The sequence below is a fragment of the Pseudoalteromonas sp. SG41-1 genome (assembly GCF_014164575.1).
In the GTDB taxonomy this organism is placed as follows: domain Bacteria; phylum Pseudomonadota; class Gammaproteobacteria; order Enterobacterales; family Alteromonadaceae; genus Pseudoalteromonas; species Pseudoalteromonas rhizosphaerae.
In genome coordinates this window covers 1-15,931 of record NZ_JACJFL010000023.1, presented here as the reverse complement: position 1 = coordinate 15,931, position 15,931 = coordinate 1, and the positions used below count along the sequence as shown (strand labels likewise).

The window sequence follows — 15,931 nt, the reverse complement described above, 5'->3', positions numbered from 1 at the left end:
TCTTTCGATTAACCCAGGCTGATTTGAACATCAACACCAGCAGCAAGATCTAAACGCATAAGTGCGTCAACAGTCTTGTCAGTTGGTTCTACGATGTCGATCAGACGTTTATGGGTGCGGATCTCGTACTGATCACGCGCATCTTTATTAACGTGCGGTGATGTAAGTACAGTAAAACGTTCAAAGCGTGTAGGTAGTGGAATTGGACCACGTACTTGTGCGCCAGTGCGTTTCGCAGTTTCCACGATTTCCGCCGTTGATTGGTCAATCAAACGGTGGTCAAAAGCTTTTAGGCGAATACGAATGCGTTGATTTGACATTCTTAAACCTCAATATAAAGAGCATTTAAAAGAGCATAAAAAAACGACCGAAACAATCTTAAAAACATAAGATGCCGGTTGTTGATTTATATCTACGTTGAGTTCCAAATCGGAACTCCTGTTTTATTAGCTTGAAATCCAAGCTTAATGTTCCTTCCAAGTTCCCGGGGGAATTTTGAAAGCCTGCGTATTATAGTGATATTGGTGATAAATGCAACAACTATTTCAAACTACCAGAATGAGGATTATTTATACTGTAAAAAAGGGTTGTCACTATGTCGTCATTACTGGGAATTTACTATAGTTAGGAAGCCATGCAATCGTACTTGGCACTAATGATAATGGTCAGTCCAGTTTTTAATTGTTATTATTCATCCTTATTTTGCTTTTATCTCTTAATCCTTAACCTTGGTGAGTTGATGCGTATTTTTAATTATTGCTTGAATTTTGTGTCTATGGTGATGAATCGCCTATTTGTGAAAAGCAAAGTACTGCCCGAGAACCCAATTGAACAATACGGTCTTAATCCCGCCTACCCTACTTTTTATATAGTTAAACTTAATGCTCGCTCAGATTTAGCGGCCCTTGACCGAGTTTGTAAGAAGTACAACCTGCCCAGACCAATTGAACAACAGCTGTTGGGTAATGCAGAGTTAGACCGTTTTATTGGCCTACAAAATCCACCACCACTGTTTGGCAGCCAAGCGAAGCCAACTGACGCGCTAAACCAGGGTAAACAAATAATTGCTCAGCTATTCACCAGTGGCGAAAAAAACGTGCAAGTCATTCCGGTCACTATTTTATGGGGTCGTAATCCAGGCAAAGAAAAACCAGGTTTAGGTACGCTGGTTTCGCACTCACTTACACCTAGCTGGTTTCGTAAGTTTTTTGTATTACTGTTTTCAGGGCGTGATAACTTTATACGCTTTAGTCAACCGTTGGATTTATCGTTATTAGTAAATGAAAAAGCCGATGTTGATGAGTTACCTCATAAATTACTTCGCGTCGCTAGGGTGCATTTTCGTCGTCAAAAATTGGCGGCAACGGGCCCTAAAATGCCCTCACGCGAGCAACTATTTAATTCATTGTTAGCATCACCGACTATAAAAAAAGCAATTAACGATGAAGCAAAAAGCAAAAAAATCAGCCATGAGCAAGCACGGCAAAATGCGTTAAAGCTATTAGATGAGATTGCTGCTAACTACAGTGATGCCACCATACGTGTTGCAGATCGTGTATTAACCTGGCTATGGAACAAGCTCTATAACGGCATTGATATAAAATACACCGAACAAATCCATGATCTAACCAATAAAGGTCATGAAATTATTTATATGCCGTGTCATCGCAGCCACATGGATTACTTATTACTTACCTACTCGATTTATCATCTTGGTTTAGTACCACCACATATTGCTGCTGGTATTAACTTAAACTTCTTCCCAGCAGGCGGCATATTCCGCCGCAGTGGCGCATTTTTTATTCGCCGCTCATTTGCTGGCAACAAGCTTTACTCTGCTGTATTTAAAGAGTATTTAAGTCAGTTGTTTATCAAAGGTTACTCAGTTAAGTTTTATACTGAGGGCGGACGTAGCCGTACCGGGCGTTTACTACCACCAAAAACAGGTATGTTGGCGATGACACTACAAGCTATGTTACGTGGTATTGATCGCCCTATTTCGATTGTGCCGGTGTACATTGGTTATGAACACGTCATGGAAATAAATACTTATCTGAAAGAACTCGCAGGTGATGATAAAAAAGGCGAGTCGATTTTCGGTATTTTCAAAGCCATTAAAAATCTCAAAAACTATGGCCGCGGCTATTTGAATTTTGGCGATCCGATTTCGGTTAATCAATATTTAAATGAGCATCAACCTGATTGGCGTGAATCTATTCACCCAACTGATGTTCAAAAACCACAATGGCTTGGTCCGCAAGTGGCGACTTTAGCGGATAAAGTGATGGTTAATATTAATAGTGCCGCCGCGCTTAACGCAGTTAATTTACTGGCAATGATCTTACTGGTAAATGATAAGCAAGCATTGAGCAAGCCTAAATTGTTAGCACAACTAGACTTTTACTTACATTTACAACGTAGCGCTAGTTACAGTGAAAAAATCACCACCCCAGATGAAACTTCATCACAGTTACTCGAACATGCTTTAAAGCTGAATAAATTTGACGTTATAAGCGATGAGTTTGGCGAGATTATCGCGATTAACGATAAAGAGAAAATCCTCTTTAACTACTACCGTAATAATATTCTCCATGTGTTTGCCGTACCAAGCTTACTGGCACTGCATATATTTAAAAGCCATAAAACGACAGTATCGCAGTGCCAAAAATTGGTTAACTGTTTTTACCCGATGTTTGCTAAAGAATGGTTTTTACACGAACTTGATGAAAATTATATCACCCGCATACTGGCCAGCTTTGTAGATCAAGATTTAATAGAAATAGATGGTGATAACATAAAAATCACCAACAGTAATGATTGCTTAGCCAAGCTGGAAATTCTAGGTCGTGCGCTTAGCTTAACCCTGCAACGCTACGCCATTGTGATTGGCTTTATTCAAACCAGTAAAGAAATTGAACGCGAAGAGCTTGAACGCGAAAGCCAAGTATTAGCGCAGCGCTTAGGTACCTTGCATGGTATTAAGACCCCTGAGTTTTTTGACAAAAAAGTATTGGTAGGCTTTATTAGCAACTTGCGCGAACAAAGTTTAATTAGCGAAACCGAGAATGGCTTACAGGGCAGTACTGAACTTTGTGAAGTGTATATTCACCTTAAAGCCTTGCTGCCAGCGCGAGTCTGGCAGTCAATTAGTGATATTGTGCAAGGACAATGTAAGCAAAAATAACTGCAAGCGGCATATTAACGCTGACGCATTACACCTTCTTGGATCGTTGAGGCAACTAAATTGCCTTGACGGTCAAAGAACTGACCACGCACCAACCCCCGCCCTGAGCTCGCACTTGGGCTATCAATGGTATATAAAATCCAATCATCCATTCGAAACGGACGATGAAACCACATCGCATGGTCAATTGTTGCTACTTGCATGTTTGGCTGCATAAACGAGACACCATGGGGCTGTAGAGCCGTTGGTAAAAACTCAAAGTCAGACGCATATGCCAATAAATAGTTATGAATACGTTGATCATCTGGCATCTCGCCATTGGCTTTGAACCAAATATGTTTAACCGGCTCCATTACCTCTGGCTTAAATGGGTTATGAAAGGTGACCGGACGCATTTCAATCGGCATTTCGCGAATAAACTTATTGCGGATCACCTCAGGTATATGAGATGCGTGCTCTTGATAAAACTCCAGTGATGAGCGCAGCTCCTCAGGAGCAGGTACATCCGGCATAGTAGCTTGATGCGACAAGCCATCTTCAGCACCTTGAAATGATGCCGTCATATAAAAAATAGGTTTTCCATATTGAATAGCACTAACTCGGCGAGTACTAAAGCTTTTACCATCACGGATCGTTTCAACATCGTACACAATTGGCTTTGCAGCATCACCAGGGCGTAAAAAATAAGAATGCAGTGAATGAACAATACGGCCTTCCGGTAAGGTTTCTTTAGCTGCAGACAGTGCTTGGCCCATGACTTGACCACCAAATACCGCACGAAAACCCAAATCTTGGCTTTGCCCTCGATACAAGCCCTGCTCTATTTCTTCTAACGTTAATAACGACAATAAATCATCTAAAACTTGGCTCATAGTTGCTCCTCAATCCCATTTAGATTTTAATGATACTATAGACAAGTATGATGTAAATATTTCAAGGATCCTAGTTATGGCGTATTGGTTATTTAAAACTGAACCCGATGCATTTTCAATCGACGATTTAAAAAGCGCCCCTGCACAAACCACTGCATGGGAAGGTGTGCGCAACTACCAAGCCCGTAATTTTATGCGCGATGGCGTAAAGCTCGGCGATTTAGTGATGATTTACCATTCTAGCTGTAAACACGTCGGCATTGCAGGTATCGCAATAGTGACTACTGAAGCCTACCCAGATCCTTGCCAGTTTGATTTAAGCAGTGATTATTACGATCCTAAATCAACCAGTGATAAACCGAGATGGGTTGTGGTTGATGTGACCTATCAGCAGCATTTAAATAAATTAGTCAGCTTAAAAGCGATTAAAGAAAACGATGCCATCACCGAAATAGCTCTAAAAAAAGGTGGTCGATTATCGGTAATGCCAGTAACTAAAGCGGATTGGCAAGCAATTATAAAAATGGCAGAGTGACAACAATAATTTGCTGCTAATACATCACGTTTTCCTTCTTTTTCCAAATTTGCTAAAATAGGTGGCTTGTTTTAGTTAGGGGGTTAGATGAAATTACTGTATTGGTTAGATGAGTGGTTAACTCTACCTCAAGATGAACAGCAAACCAGACTACCTATCTCTGGAGGCGATTTACTTGGCGATGTTTTTGTTAAGTATCACTTTATTGATATAAATAAGCCTTTATTGTTCACCTTTTCTCCTGCAGGTACTAATTACCAAGAGCATGATCTCAATGATGATTTTAGCCCTTGGGGATTTCAACTAGCGCAAAAACAACATGTGAATGTTATTTCTTTTCAGCACTTAGGAATAAGTAATTGGTTTAGACACCGTAATTTACTGTTTTTCCTCGAGCAACTCGCTCCCTTGCTAACACCCTTTACCCAGCGATTAGGCTACGGCTTAAGCCGAGGTGGCTTTGCTGTGGGTGCATTTGCTAATTTACTAAAGCTAGATAAGGTACTGTTATTTCACCCTGTTAGCACCAAAAATAAAGCACTTGCTCCTTGGGATGACCGCTCAAGTACGGATATAGCACAACAATTCGATTGGGAGCAAGATTACCACGATCTCGATTTAGGCAATGCTAAAGGCTATATAATTTACGACCCGACCAATCGTATTGACCGTGGCCATGCTAAGCGCTATTCGCAACTAACCCACTTACGCGTGTTTGGTATGGGTCATAGTACCCATGCCAACTACCTAAATAAATTTGGCTTTTATAAACAAGTGGCCGTCGACTTTATTAGCCATCAACAAGTCGATATTGCGCAATTTCGCCTACAAACCAAAACCCTGCGCTTTAAAGAAGACTATTATAGAAGGCTCAACAAGGCGAATGCTAAATCGGCACACCGCCAAGTATTATTAAGTAAAGCACACAACATACTGATTGATGAAAAAGCAGCGCATGTGCAAGAGCATCAAGCCAAAATTGATATTCAACCATTGATTGATGTCGCGCTAAAGCACCAAGATGAACACCCTAAGGATGCTATTCAGCTGCTGGAAGTTGCTCAGCAACTTGCCCCTGATGATCCTTTAGTGGAGCACAAACTAAAACAGTTAAAATAAAAAGCCGTGCTTGTTTAATCAAGCACGGTTGGCAAATTTATATGTAAACTGACAACTCAATTTTAACCTTTCTTTTTCTTGGTAGTTTTCTTTTTGTGCCCGTGCTTGGGCACTATCGCAAAGTACATTATCAGTGCGAGCCATGAAAAGAAAATGATGCCGATTAACCAGCCATTTTTTTCGTGGCCTTGCGTACGTTTACTATTGAGCACAATCACTACTGGGAGTATATATGCGCTCAAAAGTAGAATTAAAAACGCCACTTCATTCATTACTTAGCAAGCCCCTGCCAATCAACTTCGCTGCTTAAAACACGATCAACCGCAATGTAATGTAAAATATCACCACTGTTAACCGGATAATCCAGTGGTGGATTTAAATCCATATTTTGCGCACTCAGGTTGTGAGCAACACCAAGTAAAATAGCATCATGGTCGTGTTTAAAATGATGAAATAATTTACCAAATTCCATTACCGCTAAATCAGCAGGAATAGCTAAACTAAACTGGGTATCACCATGCAAAGTAGATAATAATTCCTCTTGTACACGACTTGAGCCGGGGTCTTGCATTGAACGTACTAGAATTTCGGCTGACTTAGCCGTTGAACATTCCACGTTGTAACAATGTTCTAGTAGCATTTCGACTTTACTCTCATCGTTAAAGTGCGCACTAATATGGCAGTCATCTTTCACTAATTTACTAATGCGCAGGGCGGTGGTAAAAGTTTCGTCGTCGTCTTGCCCGTCAATAATAATTTTATCTGCCAGTTTAATTGCGACCCTTTCCAGCTCGCTTAAATCTGTAAAACTAGTTAAGCGCACAAAATCAACATGGGCATTAGCTAAAAACGGATGCTCCATTGACTCTGTGACCGCAAGCAAAATTCGTCGATCCAAACGCTTTTGGTCAGCGAGAATATAATCAATCATTTTTTTAGTACGAATTTGATGCCAGCCAAAAATAATAATGTGATTGTGAAAATGTGCAAAACTTTTATCACCCGTCATAGCGCGCCTAATTAAATAAGTAACTGTTTGCCCTGTTTTACCTAACAGGACACCAAATAAAGCTAAACCAAATGGAATTTGCAGTATCGCCACAATCCATCTACCCAGATCTGTAGTTGCACTAAAATCACCATATCCTACCGTTGAGGTAGTAACGATATAGTAATAAACAAAAGTGCTAATTGGCCTCAGTGCGGCTTCTTCAGCGAAGATTAACAACAACCAGATCAAGACCATATGTAATAATGTCGCAATAGCGACAGCTTGCCAACTAACCTGATCAATATGGTTTCTGACTAGTAAAAATAATCGTTTAAATATAAAAGGCATGCCCACACTTGGTTATTCAGCTATCAATTATCGATAAGTTACTGTAATGCTTAAATGAAGGCAATGGTTGAAATACTTTTGAGGATCAAGATTATTATCTAGACTGCTTTTTTAAAGTAGAACAGTGTAAGCTATACTTGAATTATTAATTATAAAGTCGAGCGTGTTATGTCAGGTGTATTAGCTTCTGTTGATCAACGAACTCAACTCGTTGGTGAAAATCGCTTAGAGTTATTATTGTTTTATTTGCACAGTCGCCACTTGTTTGCTCTTAATGTCTTTAAAGTTAAAGAAGTAGTGAAACTGCCGCATCTTAGTATCATTCCACATGCCCATCCTAAAATATCAGGCGTGGCCAATATTCGTGGTGAATCAATCCCTGTTATTGATTTACGCCAAGCGATTTGCATGTCTGCGGCTAAGAACACTGAAGATAGTAACTTAGTGATCACTGAATACAATCGCACAGTACAAGGGTTTCTAATTGGTAAGGTTGATCAAATCGTTAATATGACATGGTCAGATATAATGCCACCGCCTTCCTCTATCGGTAAAAATCATTATCTAACTGCGCTCACTAAAATTCAACGTGATGGCCAAGAGCAGTTAGTAGAGATCATTGATGTAGAAAAAGTACTAGCAGAAATTGTTGAGTACGAAGTACAAATTTCTGATGAGGTGCTTGATCAAAGTATCGTAAACGAATTTGTTGGCCGAAAAATACTCCATGCTGACGACTCACCTACAGCACGAAAACAAGTGAGCGATACATTAACGCAGTTGGGTATTGAGATTATCCCAGCCAGTAATGGTCTTGAAGCACTCAATATGCTTAAAGCCTGGGCTGATAAAGGCATGGACGTAGAAAAAGAGTTACTGATGGTGATCACCGATGCAGAAATGCCAGCAATGGATGGTTATCGCTTAACGCACGAGATCCGTAACGATAACCGCTTAAAAAATCTGCATGTGGTACTTAACACATCCCTCAGTGGCAGCTTTAACCAAGCCATGGTCGAGAAAGTGGGTTGCAATGCGTTTTTATCTAAATTTCAACCAGACTTACTCGTAGAAGAAGTACAAACACGTTTAAAAGCGGTCCTCGCACCACAGAAATAGCACTGTATCTAAGCGTGGCTTATGCCACGCTAGTGCTTGAATTAACGTTTGTTATAATGACGAAGAAATACGCGATTTAACACCACGACTACAACTCTATTTGCCAATTAAACACTTTCGTGATTAATTGGCAATATGTAGCAATAATCAAAACACACAATCATTATGCTAAATCATGTTGCCAAACCGTTCACTAAATTAGTGGAACGTTACCTACCCGATCCATTTATTTTTGTTATTTTACTCACACTACTTACCTTTATAATTGCGTGTGTAGTGACACCTTCAAACCCACAACAAGTGCTGAGCGCGTGGGGCAGTGGTTTTTGGAACTTACTGAGTTTTGCCATGCAGATGCTGTTGGTATTACTCACCGGATATATGCTGGCAAGTACACCGATGATGAGCCGACTGCTCACGCAATTAGCAAAACTTGCCAATACTGCGCCAAAAGCTATTTTATTAGTGACTTTTGTATCATTACTTGCCAGTTGGATTAACTGGGGATTTGGCTTAGTTATTGGCGCTTTATTTGCCAAAGCCATTGCCCGCCACACACTAGTTGATTATCGCTTACTGGTTGCCAGTGCGTATTCTGGCTTTATTGTTTGGCATGGTGGCTTGGCAGGCTCAATTCCTTTAACTATCGCAACGTCAGGGCATTTTTCACAGCAAAGCATTGGTGTGATAAACACCAGCGAAACACTTTTTTCAGGATTTAATATAGCCATAGTTATTGGCTTATTTATCATTATGCCACTGGTTAATCGTTATATGTTACCCAGTGCCAAAGACAGCATTTATGTTGATAAAACGCTATTAGCAGAACCGATACCTAAGCCCAACAATGTTACTCGCCCTGCCGATAAAATTGAACACAGTAAGTTATTAGGACTAGGCATTGGAGTGCTTGGGCTAGTTTATTTAGCTAATTATTTTGTGTTTAGTGGCGGCTCACTTAATTTAAACAGTGTGATTGCACTGTTTTTATTTTCTGCGATTTTACTGCATCAAACGCCGTATAATTTACTTAATAGCCTGCAGCAAGCAGTCCCCAGCGGCGCAGGGATTATTATCCAGTTTCCATTTTATGCTGGGATCATGGCAATCATGGTACAAACAGGTTTGGCGCAGCAAATATCACAAGGATTTATCGCCATCGCCAGTGCACAATCACTGCCGTTTTGGAGCTTTTTAAGCGCGGGATTAGTCAATATATTTGTGCCATCTGGCGGTGGACAATGGGCGGTACAAGCACCGATAGTGATACCCGCAGCACAAGCTCTGGGTGCAGATATGCCACGCGTGGCTATGGCGGTAGCTTGGGGTGATGCGTGGACTAACCTGATTCAACCATTTTGGGCCTTGCCAGTGCTAGCAATTGCCGGCCTAAAAGCCAAAGACATTATGGGCTTTTGTTTAGTGCAGCTAATTATAACCGGCGTGTTTATATCCTTGGTGTTGAGTTTTTATCCGTAACGCTTGCTGCAAAAATATAGCGTGAGTAACACCTCACGCTATTTAAATTTGTTAACTCGACAATATCTTCATCGGCAGGCTTAAAATTGCATTTTCAGAGTCAGCAAAATGCATCATCACAGCCACATGGCCTGCAACTACTAAAGCGTACATCACGGCCGAAAAACCTTGCCCATATTTATCTAGTGGCAGTAAATGTGAATAGTGGCGGCCGCGCCATTCAAAGGCTATTTCCAGTGCACCGATAAATAAGAAAAACACTAATAGCATTAAGCCAAAGGTGTAGCTTAGCCATAAGCCAAATAACACGCCTAAAATACAAATACTCAATCCAACCCATGAACGCATTGAGAAGCTAATACTTTTTAATACATGCCCGCCATCAAGCGGCAAGATAGGTAACAAGTTAAATAAATTCAATAATGCGCTGAGTACTGCGACCCCGGCGAATATTTCCATCTCGGTGGCGTAATAAAGCACCACCCCCATTACGGAGGTGATCAAACCAAATGCGGGCCCCATTAAAGAAATCACCACATCTTGCCAGCGGGTGGTAATTTTATCGTCGCTTACGGCAAGCCCGCCGACGAACGGGATCAAGTAAATGCCTTTGGTTTTAATCCCAAAATATTGCATTGCTCTAACATGGCCGTATTCGTGGATCACTAAACAGGCAATCAGCATCAAGGCAAATTCAAAGGTGAACAGCCACGCATAACCAGCCACTGAGGCGCCAGCTAACGCCACTTTAACAACTTTGGCACTTTTAAAGATCTTAAAACCAAGCGCAAATAATCCAAGCAGCCCCTGCTTAGGTTTGGTTTTTTCAATTGGTGGCAAGGTGAGCTGTTGTACAAATTGATTATTAATATGAAGTGATAAACTTTGTTCAACTACAGCACTGGTGTCTAAGCCAATTACTTGATCGTCAAGTTTAAATTCAAAATAATTTTCGCGCGGATTATCAAACCCAATCGCTTGTTGTTGCTGAAAAATTTTTACAATTTGTTGCCCTGCGAGCACTAAACTAAATTGTTGATCAGCGAGGGTCAGCTGTATTTGCATGATGTCACTTTAAACCTTAAAAATTATATCGTTAGTATACCCATTTTTTTAACGAGATTATGGAATATATTTGCAACTATAAAGCTGACACCTTCGCTATTCTCGACTACTTTTAGTTAACAAGTAAATTTTATTTCAGGGAAGAAAATGACAAAATTAGCACGCAGCATTCTGGTCGTTGATGATTCAAAAGCTATTTTAGTAGTGATGCAGGCTATCTTAAATGAGCTTAATGTGCCCAATGTAACTACATGCTTGAATGCTCAAGACGCTCTTAATAAAGTAAAAACGAATCTATATACTTTTGACGCCGTGTTTACTGACCTGAATATGCCAGACATGGATGGCATGGAGCTTATTCGCCACCTTGGCGATATCCAATATCCAGGCGCAATTGTCATTATTTCGGAAATGAATTCAAAAATCATTGATTTGGCGGCTGATTTAGCCCGAAAAAATAATGTACATTTAATTGGTAACATTGCCAAACCAGTGCAACTCAACCAAGTTTATACACTGCTACAAAAACTAGAGTATTTAGCTTGTCATACTGAAAAACCCACAGAACCAATTTCTGAAACGCAATTGCTGCATGCAATAAGTCATAATGAGATAACGCCGTTTTATCAACCAAAAGTAAACCGTAATAGTAATAAAGTTGAAAGCATAGAAGTATTAGCCAGAATAGTGACCGCGGAACAAGGCGCAGTACTTTTACCGGAGCGATTTATTTGTGTCGCTGAAGATCTAGATTTAATTAACCTAATCACATTTCAGTTGTTTGAAAAGGCAACAGGCGATTTCTCAGAAATAAAAACTCGTTTAGGCTACAAACTTAAACTGGCCTTTAATTTGTCTCCCTGCCAGCTAGAAGATTTAAGCTGCCCAGATAAGCTGGCTTTAATTTTACATCTTAATCAATTGACCCCAAGTGAAATTATTTTAGAGATCACAGAACAGCATGCTTTATCCAGTTCAGCACAGCTAGAAACTCTAAACCGTTTGCGAATGCGTGGTTTTGGTATTTCTCTTGATGATTTTGGCACTGGGTTTACCAATGTACAACAATTAAAAACACTGCCTTTTACTGAGGTGAAAATAGATCGTACCTTGATCAGTAATATTGAAAGTGATTTATTTTCTCAGGTCATTGTTAGTAGCTTAGTGAATATAGCTATTCAAGATGACTTAACAATTGTCGCTGAAGGCATTGAGCGCGTTGAGGAGCTTGAATACTTGGAGCGTTTTAAAGAGCACATTTTAATGCAGGGCTTTTTGATCAGTCGCCCAAAAGGCAAAACTGAATTTATTCGCTGGGCGCAATCATGGCTACATATGGTTTCATTAAATAGTCATAGCCGACGTTAATTTTTTCGTTTCGCCATGGTATTCTCAGCGCTTAACAATTTATTGCTACTTTCCAAGCGCTGACGCCACATTTGCTTAGCAACTGCTTGCATATTAGCTGATTGATCATGCTCGTCTACAATTTCAAAGCCCATTAACGCTTCAATCATATCTTCGAGCGTCACAATCCCCTGCACATCACCATATTCATCTACCACTAAGCAAATATGAGTGCGCTCAGCTAACAAAGTATGTAATAAAGTAGGTACATATAAGGTCTCTGGCACAGTATAAATAGGTTTTATCAACTTGCTGATTTTATAGTTCTCGCCCAATCGATGATACGCCAACATAATATCGTTTTTATGTACAAAACCGATAATATCATCACCATTTTTATCATATACCAACACTCGAGAAAACGACGCTGAACCATGCTCAGCTAAATACTGATTTACAGTTAAATCTTTATGCACTTTAAACAAGACGGTACGCGGGGTAAGTAATGAATCTAATTTAGCGTGGCGAAAATGCAATAAACTACGGATGATTTCAGACTCTTCCTGATGCAAAGCACCTGATTGCGACCCCATATCAGCCATAGCTTCAATTTCTTGACGAATATAATACTCTTCGTTGTAATTACGGCCCAATATACCGGTGAGTTTTTCAGCAAGCCACACAAAAGGCTTTAGTGCGATGACTAAATACTGTAATGCTTGGGTCACCATAGGTGCAAGCGTTCGCCAATGCTTTGCGCCCAGAGTTTTTGGAATAATTTCTGACAGCACCAATACTAACAATGTCATTATCGCCGAAGCAATTCCCACCGCCGCATCAGAAAAAACCACCGCGGCTTGTGCCCCTACACCGGCAGCACCTGCAGTATGGGCAACCGTATTTAAGGTTAAAATAGCAGCTAAAGGCTGATCTACATTGGTTTTTAATTGCTCAAAACGTTTGGCTAGCTTAGGCTTTTTTTTACGCAATACTGCGACATAGCTTGGCGTAATACTCAATAGTACGGCTTCCATAATCGAACATAAAAAAGAAATCGTAATCGCCGCAACCATGTAAACGATTAATAATGTCACTGTTACCCCTTAGCCAGTCAGTCAATTATACCCCCTTAGGTATACACCTTACCAAGTGTAGCCCCTAACCTCAAACCTTACGCTGCTGAGCAATGAAATCCATCGCAGAGCACTTTTTGGCACCACAACCACATGCTATATTAAATTAAATTCCCTACATCAGGCTCAATAATGAATTTTAGTTCACTATGGCGCGGTAAAGCACCTCGCCTAACAACCACATTCGCGGTGTTAACTTTAAGCACATTAAGTAGCGCTTTAGTCGCTGCACCATTAGATAAAGCAGATATTAAGTTTATTGGCCCAATTGCAGCCGACATGCAGCTAAAGCCATATCAAACTGAGCATCAAGATGCGATTATTAACGCACTATTACCTAGCATTCAACAACCAACAACAAGTATTACGGTATTTGGCGAAAAATTAAAGTGGCAAACCTTAGACAAAGTAAATGCGTTAACTCTTGGTGGTCTACAAGCATTAAAGTTTACCGCTCATGCAGAGCGCTTTAGCCAAGGCACATTGACACTTAAAGGTATCGAAAAAGCGCAGTTGTTTATCGATGGTGAAAAACAATCAGTCACAAAAGAAAGCTATGAACTGGCATTACCGCAAGGCGATCACCAAATAGTGATTATTGCTGAACAAGTTGCTAATTGGCACGATGTTGACGTTGATTTCAACCCTAAAGCAGCAATTGATAGATTAACTTTTAGCAATAAAGAGCAACACGGTTTATCTGCTAAACAACTGTTTGATGCCACAACGGTTAGTTCACTATCTTTAGCACCTGATGCCAAACACTATTTAGTGGCAAAACGTCATTATCAGGATAGCACTGGCAATCAAGCAAATGTGATCACAGAGCTAAAAAATGATGATAATCAAACAGTTTACCGTTTTGAGTCGGGTCAACCGAGTAACATTATTTGGAGCCCCGATAATAATTATTTAGTCTATCTATTAGATGGAAAGTTAAAGCAATTAAATCGAAAAACCCTTAATCTTAAAGTGATTGCCAGCAACCTAGAGGGCGCGGGTGACTTTGCATATTACGATAACAACAGCTTAATCTTCAGCTGGTCCAAATCACCAGCAGCTGATAACAGCCTAACTAAACACTACCAAGGTTTACAAGATCGTTGGTCATATGCCCGCACAACCTCACAAGCTTACTTATTAGATATAAGTACAGGCCTGAGTAAAACAATAAGCCAAGGACCACTTAGTCACAGTATTGAAGATTTTAATAGCAAACGTGGTACGGTATTACTGAGTCGTGGTGTGCAAGTAATGCAAGCGTCGACTCACCCCACCACTGAGTTAGTGGAATTGAATATTGCCAATGCGAGCAACACAGTTATTGGTCAGTTTGCTACGTTTAATCAAGCTAAATACACAGGTGATGACATTTATGTCACTGCGGGTCCTGATTTTAAAGATGGTTTAGGCAGAAACCTACCTGAGAATATGCTTGCTAACAACTATGATGGACAGCTTTACCTATTAACTGATCATGGTAAAAATGCAGCACCATTAAGTCGTGAATTTGATCCTGCCATTGGTCAACTTGAAGTGCTCGCTAATGGCGATGCCCTCATTAAAGTCACTGAGCAAGATACGATTGCTTTGTACCTGTACGATAAAAGCAAACAACGCTTTAGCAAACTCAAAACAGGTTTTGATGTAGTTGAACAATTCAGTTTTTCAAACAACCGCAGCCCAGCTATTTTAGTTAGCGGCTCTAATGCATCATCTCCACAGCAATTAAAACAGTTAAGTATTAATAAAAACACCGCAACCACATTGTGGGATTCTAAACCACAAGCGTATGCAAATACCGATATAGCCAGCTTAGATGAATTTAACTTCATCAATACCGCAGGTGTTGAAATTAAAGGTCGTGTTTACTTTCCAAGCAATCTTGATAAGAACAAACACTACCCAGCATTAGTATATTACTATGGCGGTACATCACCGGTTACTCGTGGTTTTACTGGGCGTTATCCTTTCAATTTATGGGCAGAGCATGGCTATGTGGTTTATGTAGTGCAACCGACCGGTGCAACTGGATTTGGCCAACAGTTCTCTGCTAAGCATGTGAATGCGTGGGGTCAATATACTGCGGACGATATTATGCAAGGTACCCAAGCACTATTAAAACAGTATCCATTTATTGATAAAAATCGTTTAGGTAATTTAGGCGCATCATACGGTGGCTTTATGACTATGTTACTGACCACTAAAACAGACATGTTTAGTGCCTCAATCGCACACGCCGGGATTTCTAATATTACCTCGTATTGGGGTCACGGTTGGTGGGGCTATTTATATTCTGGCGAAGCCTCTAAAAACAGCTATCCTTGGAATAATAGTGAACTATACAGCCAACATAGTCCGGTTTTCCATGCAGACAAAGTAACCACACCGCTACTGCTATTACATGGTGATGCTGATACCAATGTACCTGTAGGCGAAAGTCACACTATGTATACTGCGCTGAAACTACTAGGCAAAGATGTTGACCTTATTGAATATAAAGGGGCGGACCATCAAATTTTTGCTCGCGATCAACGCTTTGATTGGTGGGATACTATGCTTGCCTACTTCGATAAGCATTTAAAAGAGCAACCACAGTGGTGGCAGTACTTATACCCAGGGCAAGAGCATGAAAAAAGTCTATGATTTCAATACCTTTTCAAGGTAATCTGTACTGCGCATAGCTTTTTTCTGTTTTGCGGGCATGCCTTTATTAAAGCTTGTTTCTGCTTTTAGCTG

At 40.3% G+C, this 15,931-nt stretch carries 13 protein-coding genes; 7 read left to right on the top strand and 6 right to left on the bottom strand.

From position 1 onward, the window contains the following. Positions 1-8: 8 nt before the first annotated feature. On the bottom strand, positions 9-320 hold the full coding sequence (rpsJ, locus tag H5203_RS13385; protein ID WP_002957900.1) for a 30S ribosomal protein S10: 312 nt from the start codon (positions 318-320) through the stop codon (positions 9-11). Positions 321-739: 419 nt separating this feature from the next. Between rpsJ and plsB the strand changes: the two genes are divergently transcribed. Further along, on the top strand, positions 740-3,184 hold the full coding sequence (plsB, locus tag H5203_RS13380) for a glycerol-3-phosphate 1-O-acyltransferase PlsB (protein WP_182819861.1): 2,445 nt from the start codon (positions 740-742) through the stop codon (positions 3,182-3,184). 14 nt (positions 3,185-3,198) lie between these two features. On the opposite strand, the gene tesB is transcribed toward plsB, so the two are convergent. Beyond that, entirely contained in the window at positions 3,199-4,056 is an 858-nt protein-coding gene (gene tesB / locus H5203_RS13375; protein WP_145237887.1) for an acyl-CoA thioesterase II, read from the bottom strand. A gap of 76 nt (positions 4,057-4,132) precedes the next feature. Here tesB and H5203_RS13370 point away from each other — a divergent pair, with 76 nt between their 5' ends. Together H5203_RS13370 and H5203_RS13365 are read left to right on the top strand one after the other, a co-directional pair. Beyond that, positions 4,133-4,591, top strand: coding sequence for an EVE domain-containing protein (locus H5203_RS13370; RefSeq protein WP_182819860.1), 459 nt, complete (start codon positions 4,133-4,135; stop codon positions 4,589-4,591). Positions 4,592-4,678: 87 nt separating this feature from the next. Then, positions 4,679-5,710 (top strand): cytosolic protein, encoded by a 1,032-nt coding sequence (locus H5203_RS13365; RefSeq protein WP_145237879.1) that lies wholly within the window; start codon positions 4,679-4,681, stop codon positions 5,708-5,710. Between the two features lie 62 nt (positions 5,711-5,772). Here the strand turns inward: H5203_RS13365 and H5203_RS22940 are convergent, their stop codons facing one another. Together H5203_RS22940 and H5203_RS13360 are read right to left on the bottom strand one after the other, a co-directional pair. Further along, a complete protein-coding gene (locus tag H5203_RS22940) occupies positions 5,773-5,982 on the bottom strand; it encodes a PLDc N-terminal domain-containing protein (protein ID WP_145237876.1) in 210 nt (69 codons plus the stop codon). Then, complete coding sequence (locus H5203_RS13360; RefSeq protein ID WP_145237873.1) at positions 5,982-7,049, bottom strand: potassium channel family protein; 1,068 nt, start codon at positions 7,047-7,049, stop codon at positions 5,982-5,984. Before H5203_RS13360 ends, H5203_RS22940 begins: the two co-directional genes overlap by 1 nt. Before the next feature lie 168 nt (positions 7,050-7,217). On the opposite strand from H5203_RS13360, the gene H5203_RS13355 reads away from it, so the two are divergent. Together H5203_RS13355 and H5203_RS13350 are read left to right on the top strand one after the other, a co-directional pair. Next, positions 7,218-8,168: a chemotaxis protein CheV gene (locus H5203_RS13355; RefSeq protein ID WP_145237870.1), complete on the top strand. Its 951-nt coding sequence runs from the start codon at positions 7,218-7,220 to the stop codon at positions 8,166-8,168. A 165-nt stretch (positions 8,169-8,333) separates the two neighbouring features. Then, complete coding sequence (locus tag H5203_RS13350; RefSeq protein ID WP_145237866.1) at positions 8,334-9,647, top strand: short-chain fatty acid transporter; 1,314 nt, start codon at positions 8,334-8,336, stop codon at positions 9,645-9,647. Positions 9,648-9,698: 51 nt separating this feature from the next. On the opposite strand, the gene H5203_RS13345 is transcribed toward H5203_RS13350, so the two are convergent. Continuing rightward, positions 9,699-10,715: a metalloprotease gene (locus tag H5203_RS13345; RefSeq protein ID WP_145237859.1), complete on the bottom strand. Its 1,017-nt coding sequence runs from the start codon at positions 10,713-10,715 to the stop codon at positions 9,699-9,701. A gap of 144 nt (positions 10,716-10,859) precedes the next feature. Between H5203_RS13345 and H5203_RS13340 the strand changes: the two genes are divergently transcribed. Next, complete coding sequence (locus H5203_RS13340; protein ID WP_145237856.1) at positions 10,860-12,080, top strand: EAL domain-containing protein; 1,221 nt, start codon at positions 10,860-10,862, stop codon at positions 12,078-12,080. Here the strand turns inward: H5203_RS13340 and H5203_RS13335 are convergent. After that, entirely contained in the window at positions 12,077-13,153 is a 1,077-nt protein-coding gene (locus H5203_RS13335; RefSeq protein WP_145237853.1) for a CNNM domain-containing protein, read from the bottom strand. The two genes, H5203_RS13340 and H5203_RS13335, sit on opposite strands and share 4 nt — an antisense overlap. 171 nt (positions 13,154-13,324) lie before the next feature. On the opposite strand from H5203_RS13335, the gene H5203_RS13330 reads away from it, so the two are divergent. Next, positions 13,325-15,838 carry a S9 family peptidase gene (locus H5203_RS13330; protein WP_182819859.1) on the top strand — a complete coding sequence of 838 codons (2,514 nt, stop codon included), beginning with the start codon at positions 13,325-13,327 and terminating at the stop codon, positions 15,836-15,838. Positions 15,839-15,931 lie beyond the last annotated feature (93 nt).

Coding starts and splice junctions, on each gene's coding strand:
- rpsJ (WP_002957900.1), bottom strand. CDS start 320: ATGTCAAATCAACGCATTCGTATTCGCCTAAAAGCTTTTGACCACCGT.
- plsB (WP_182819861.1), top strand. CDS start 740: ATGCGTATTTTTAATTATTGCTTGAATTTTGTGTCTATGGTGATGAAT.
- tesB (WP_145237887.1), bottom strand. CDS start 4,056: ATGAGCCAAGTTTTAGATGATTTATTGTCGTTATTAACGTTAGAAGAA.
- H5203_RS13370 (WP_182819860.1), top strand. CDS start 4,133: ATGGCGTATTGGTTATTTAAAACTGAACCCGATGCATTTTCAATCGAC.
- H5203_RS13365 (WP_145237879.1), top strand. CDS start 4,679: ATGAAATTACTGTATTGGTTAGATGAGTGGTTAACTCTACCTCAAGAT.
- H5203_RS22940 (WP_145237876.1), bottom strand. CDS start 5,982: ATGAATGAAGTGGCGTTTTTAATTCTACTTTTGAGCGCATATATACTC.
- H5203_RS13360 (WP_145237873.1), bottom strand. CDS start 7,049: ATGCCTTTTATATTTAAACGATTATTTTTACTAGTCAGAAACCATATT.
- H5203_RS13355 (WP_145237870.1), top strand. CDS start 7,218: ATGTCAGGTGTATTAGCTTCTGTTGATCAACGAACTCAACTCGTTGGT.
- H5203_RS13350 (WP_145237866.1), top strand. CDS start 8,334: ATGCTAAATCATGTTGCCAAACCGTTCACTAAATTAGTGGAACGTTAC.
- H5203_RS13340 (WP_145237856.1), top strand. CDS start 10,860: ATGACAAAATTAGCACGCAGCATTCTGGTCGTTGATGATTCAAAAGCT.
- H5203_RS13330 (WP_182819859.1), top strand. CDS start 13,325: ATGAATTTTAGTTCACTATGGCGCGGTAAAGCACCTCGCCTAACAACC.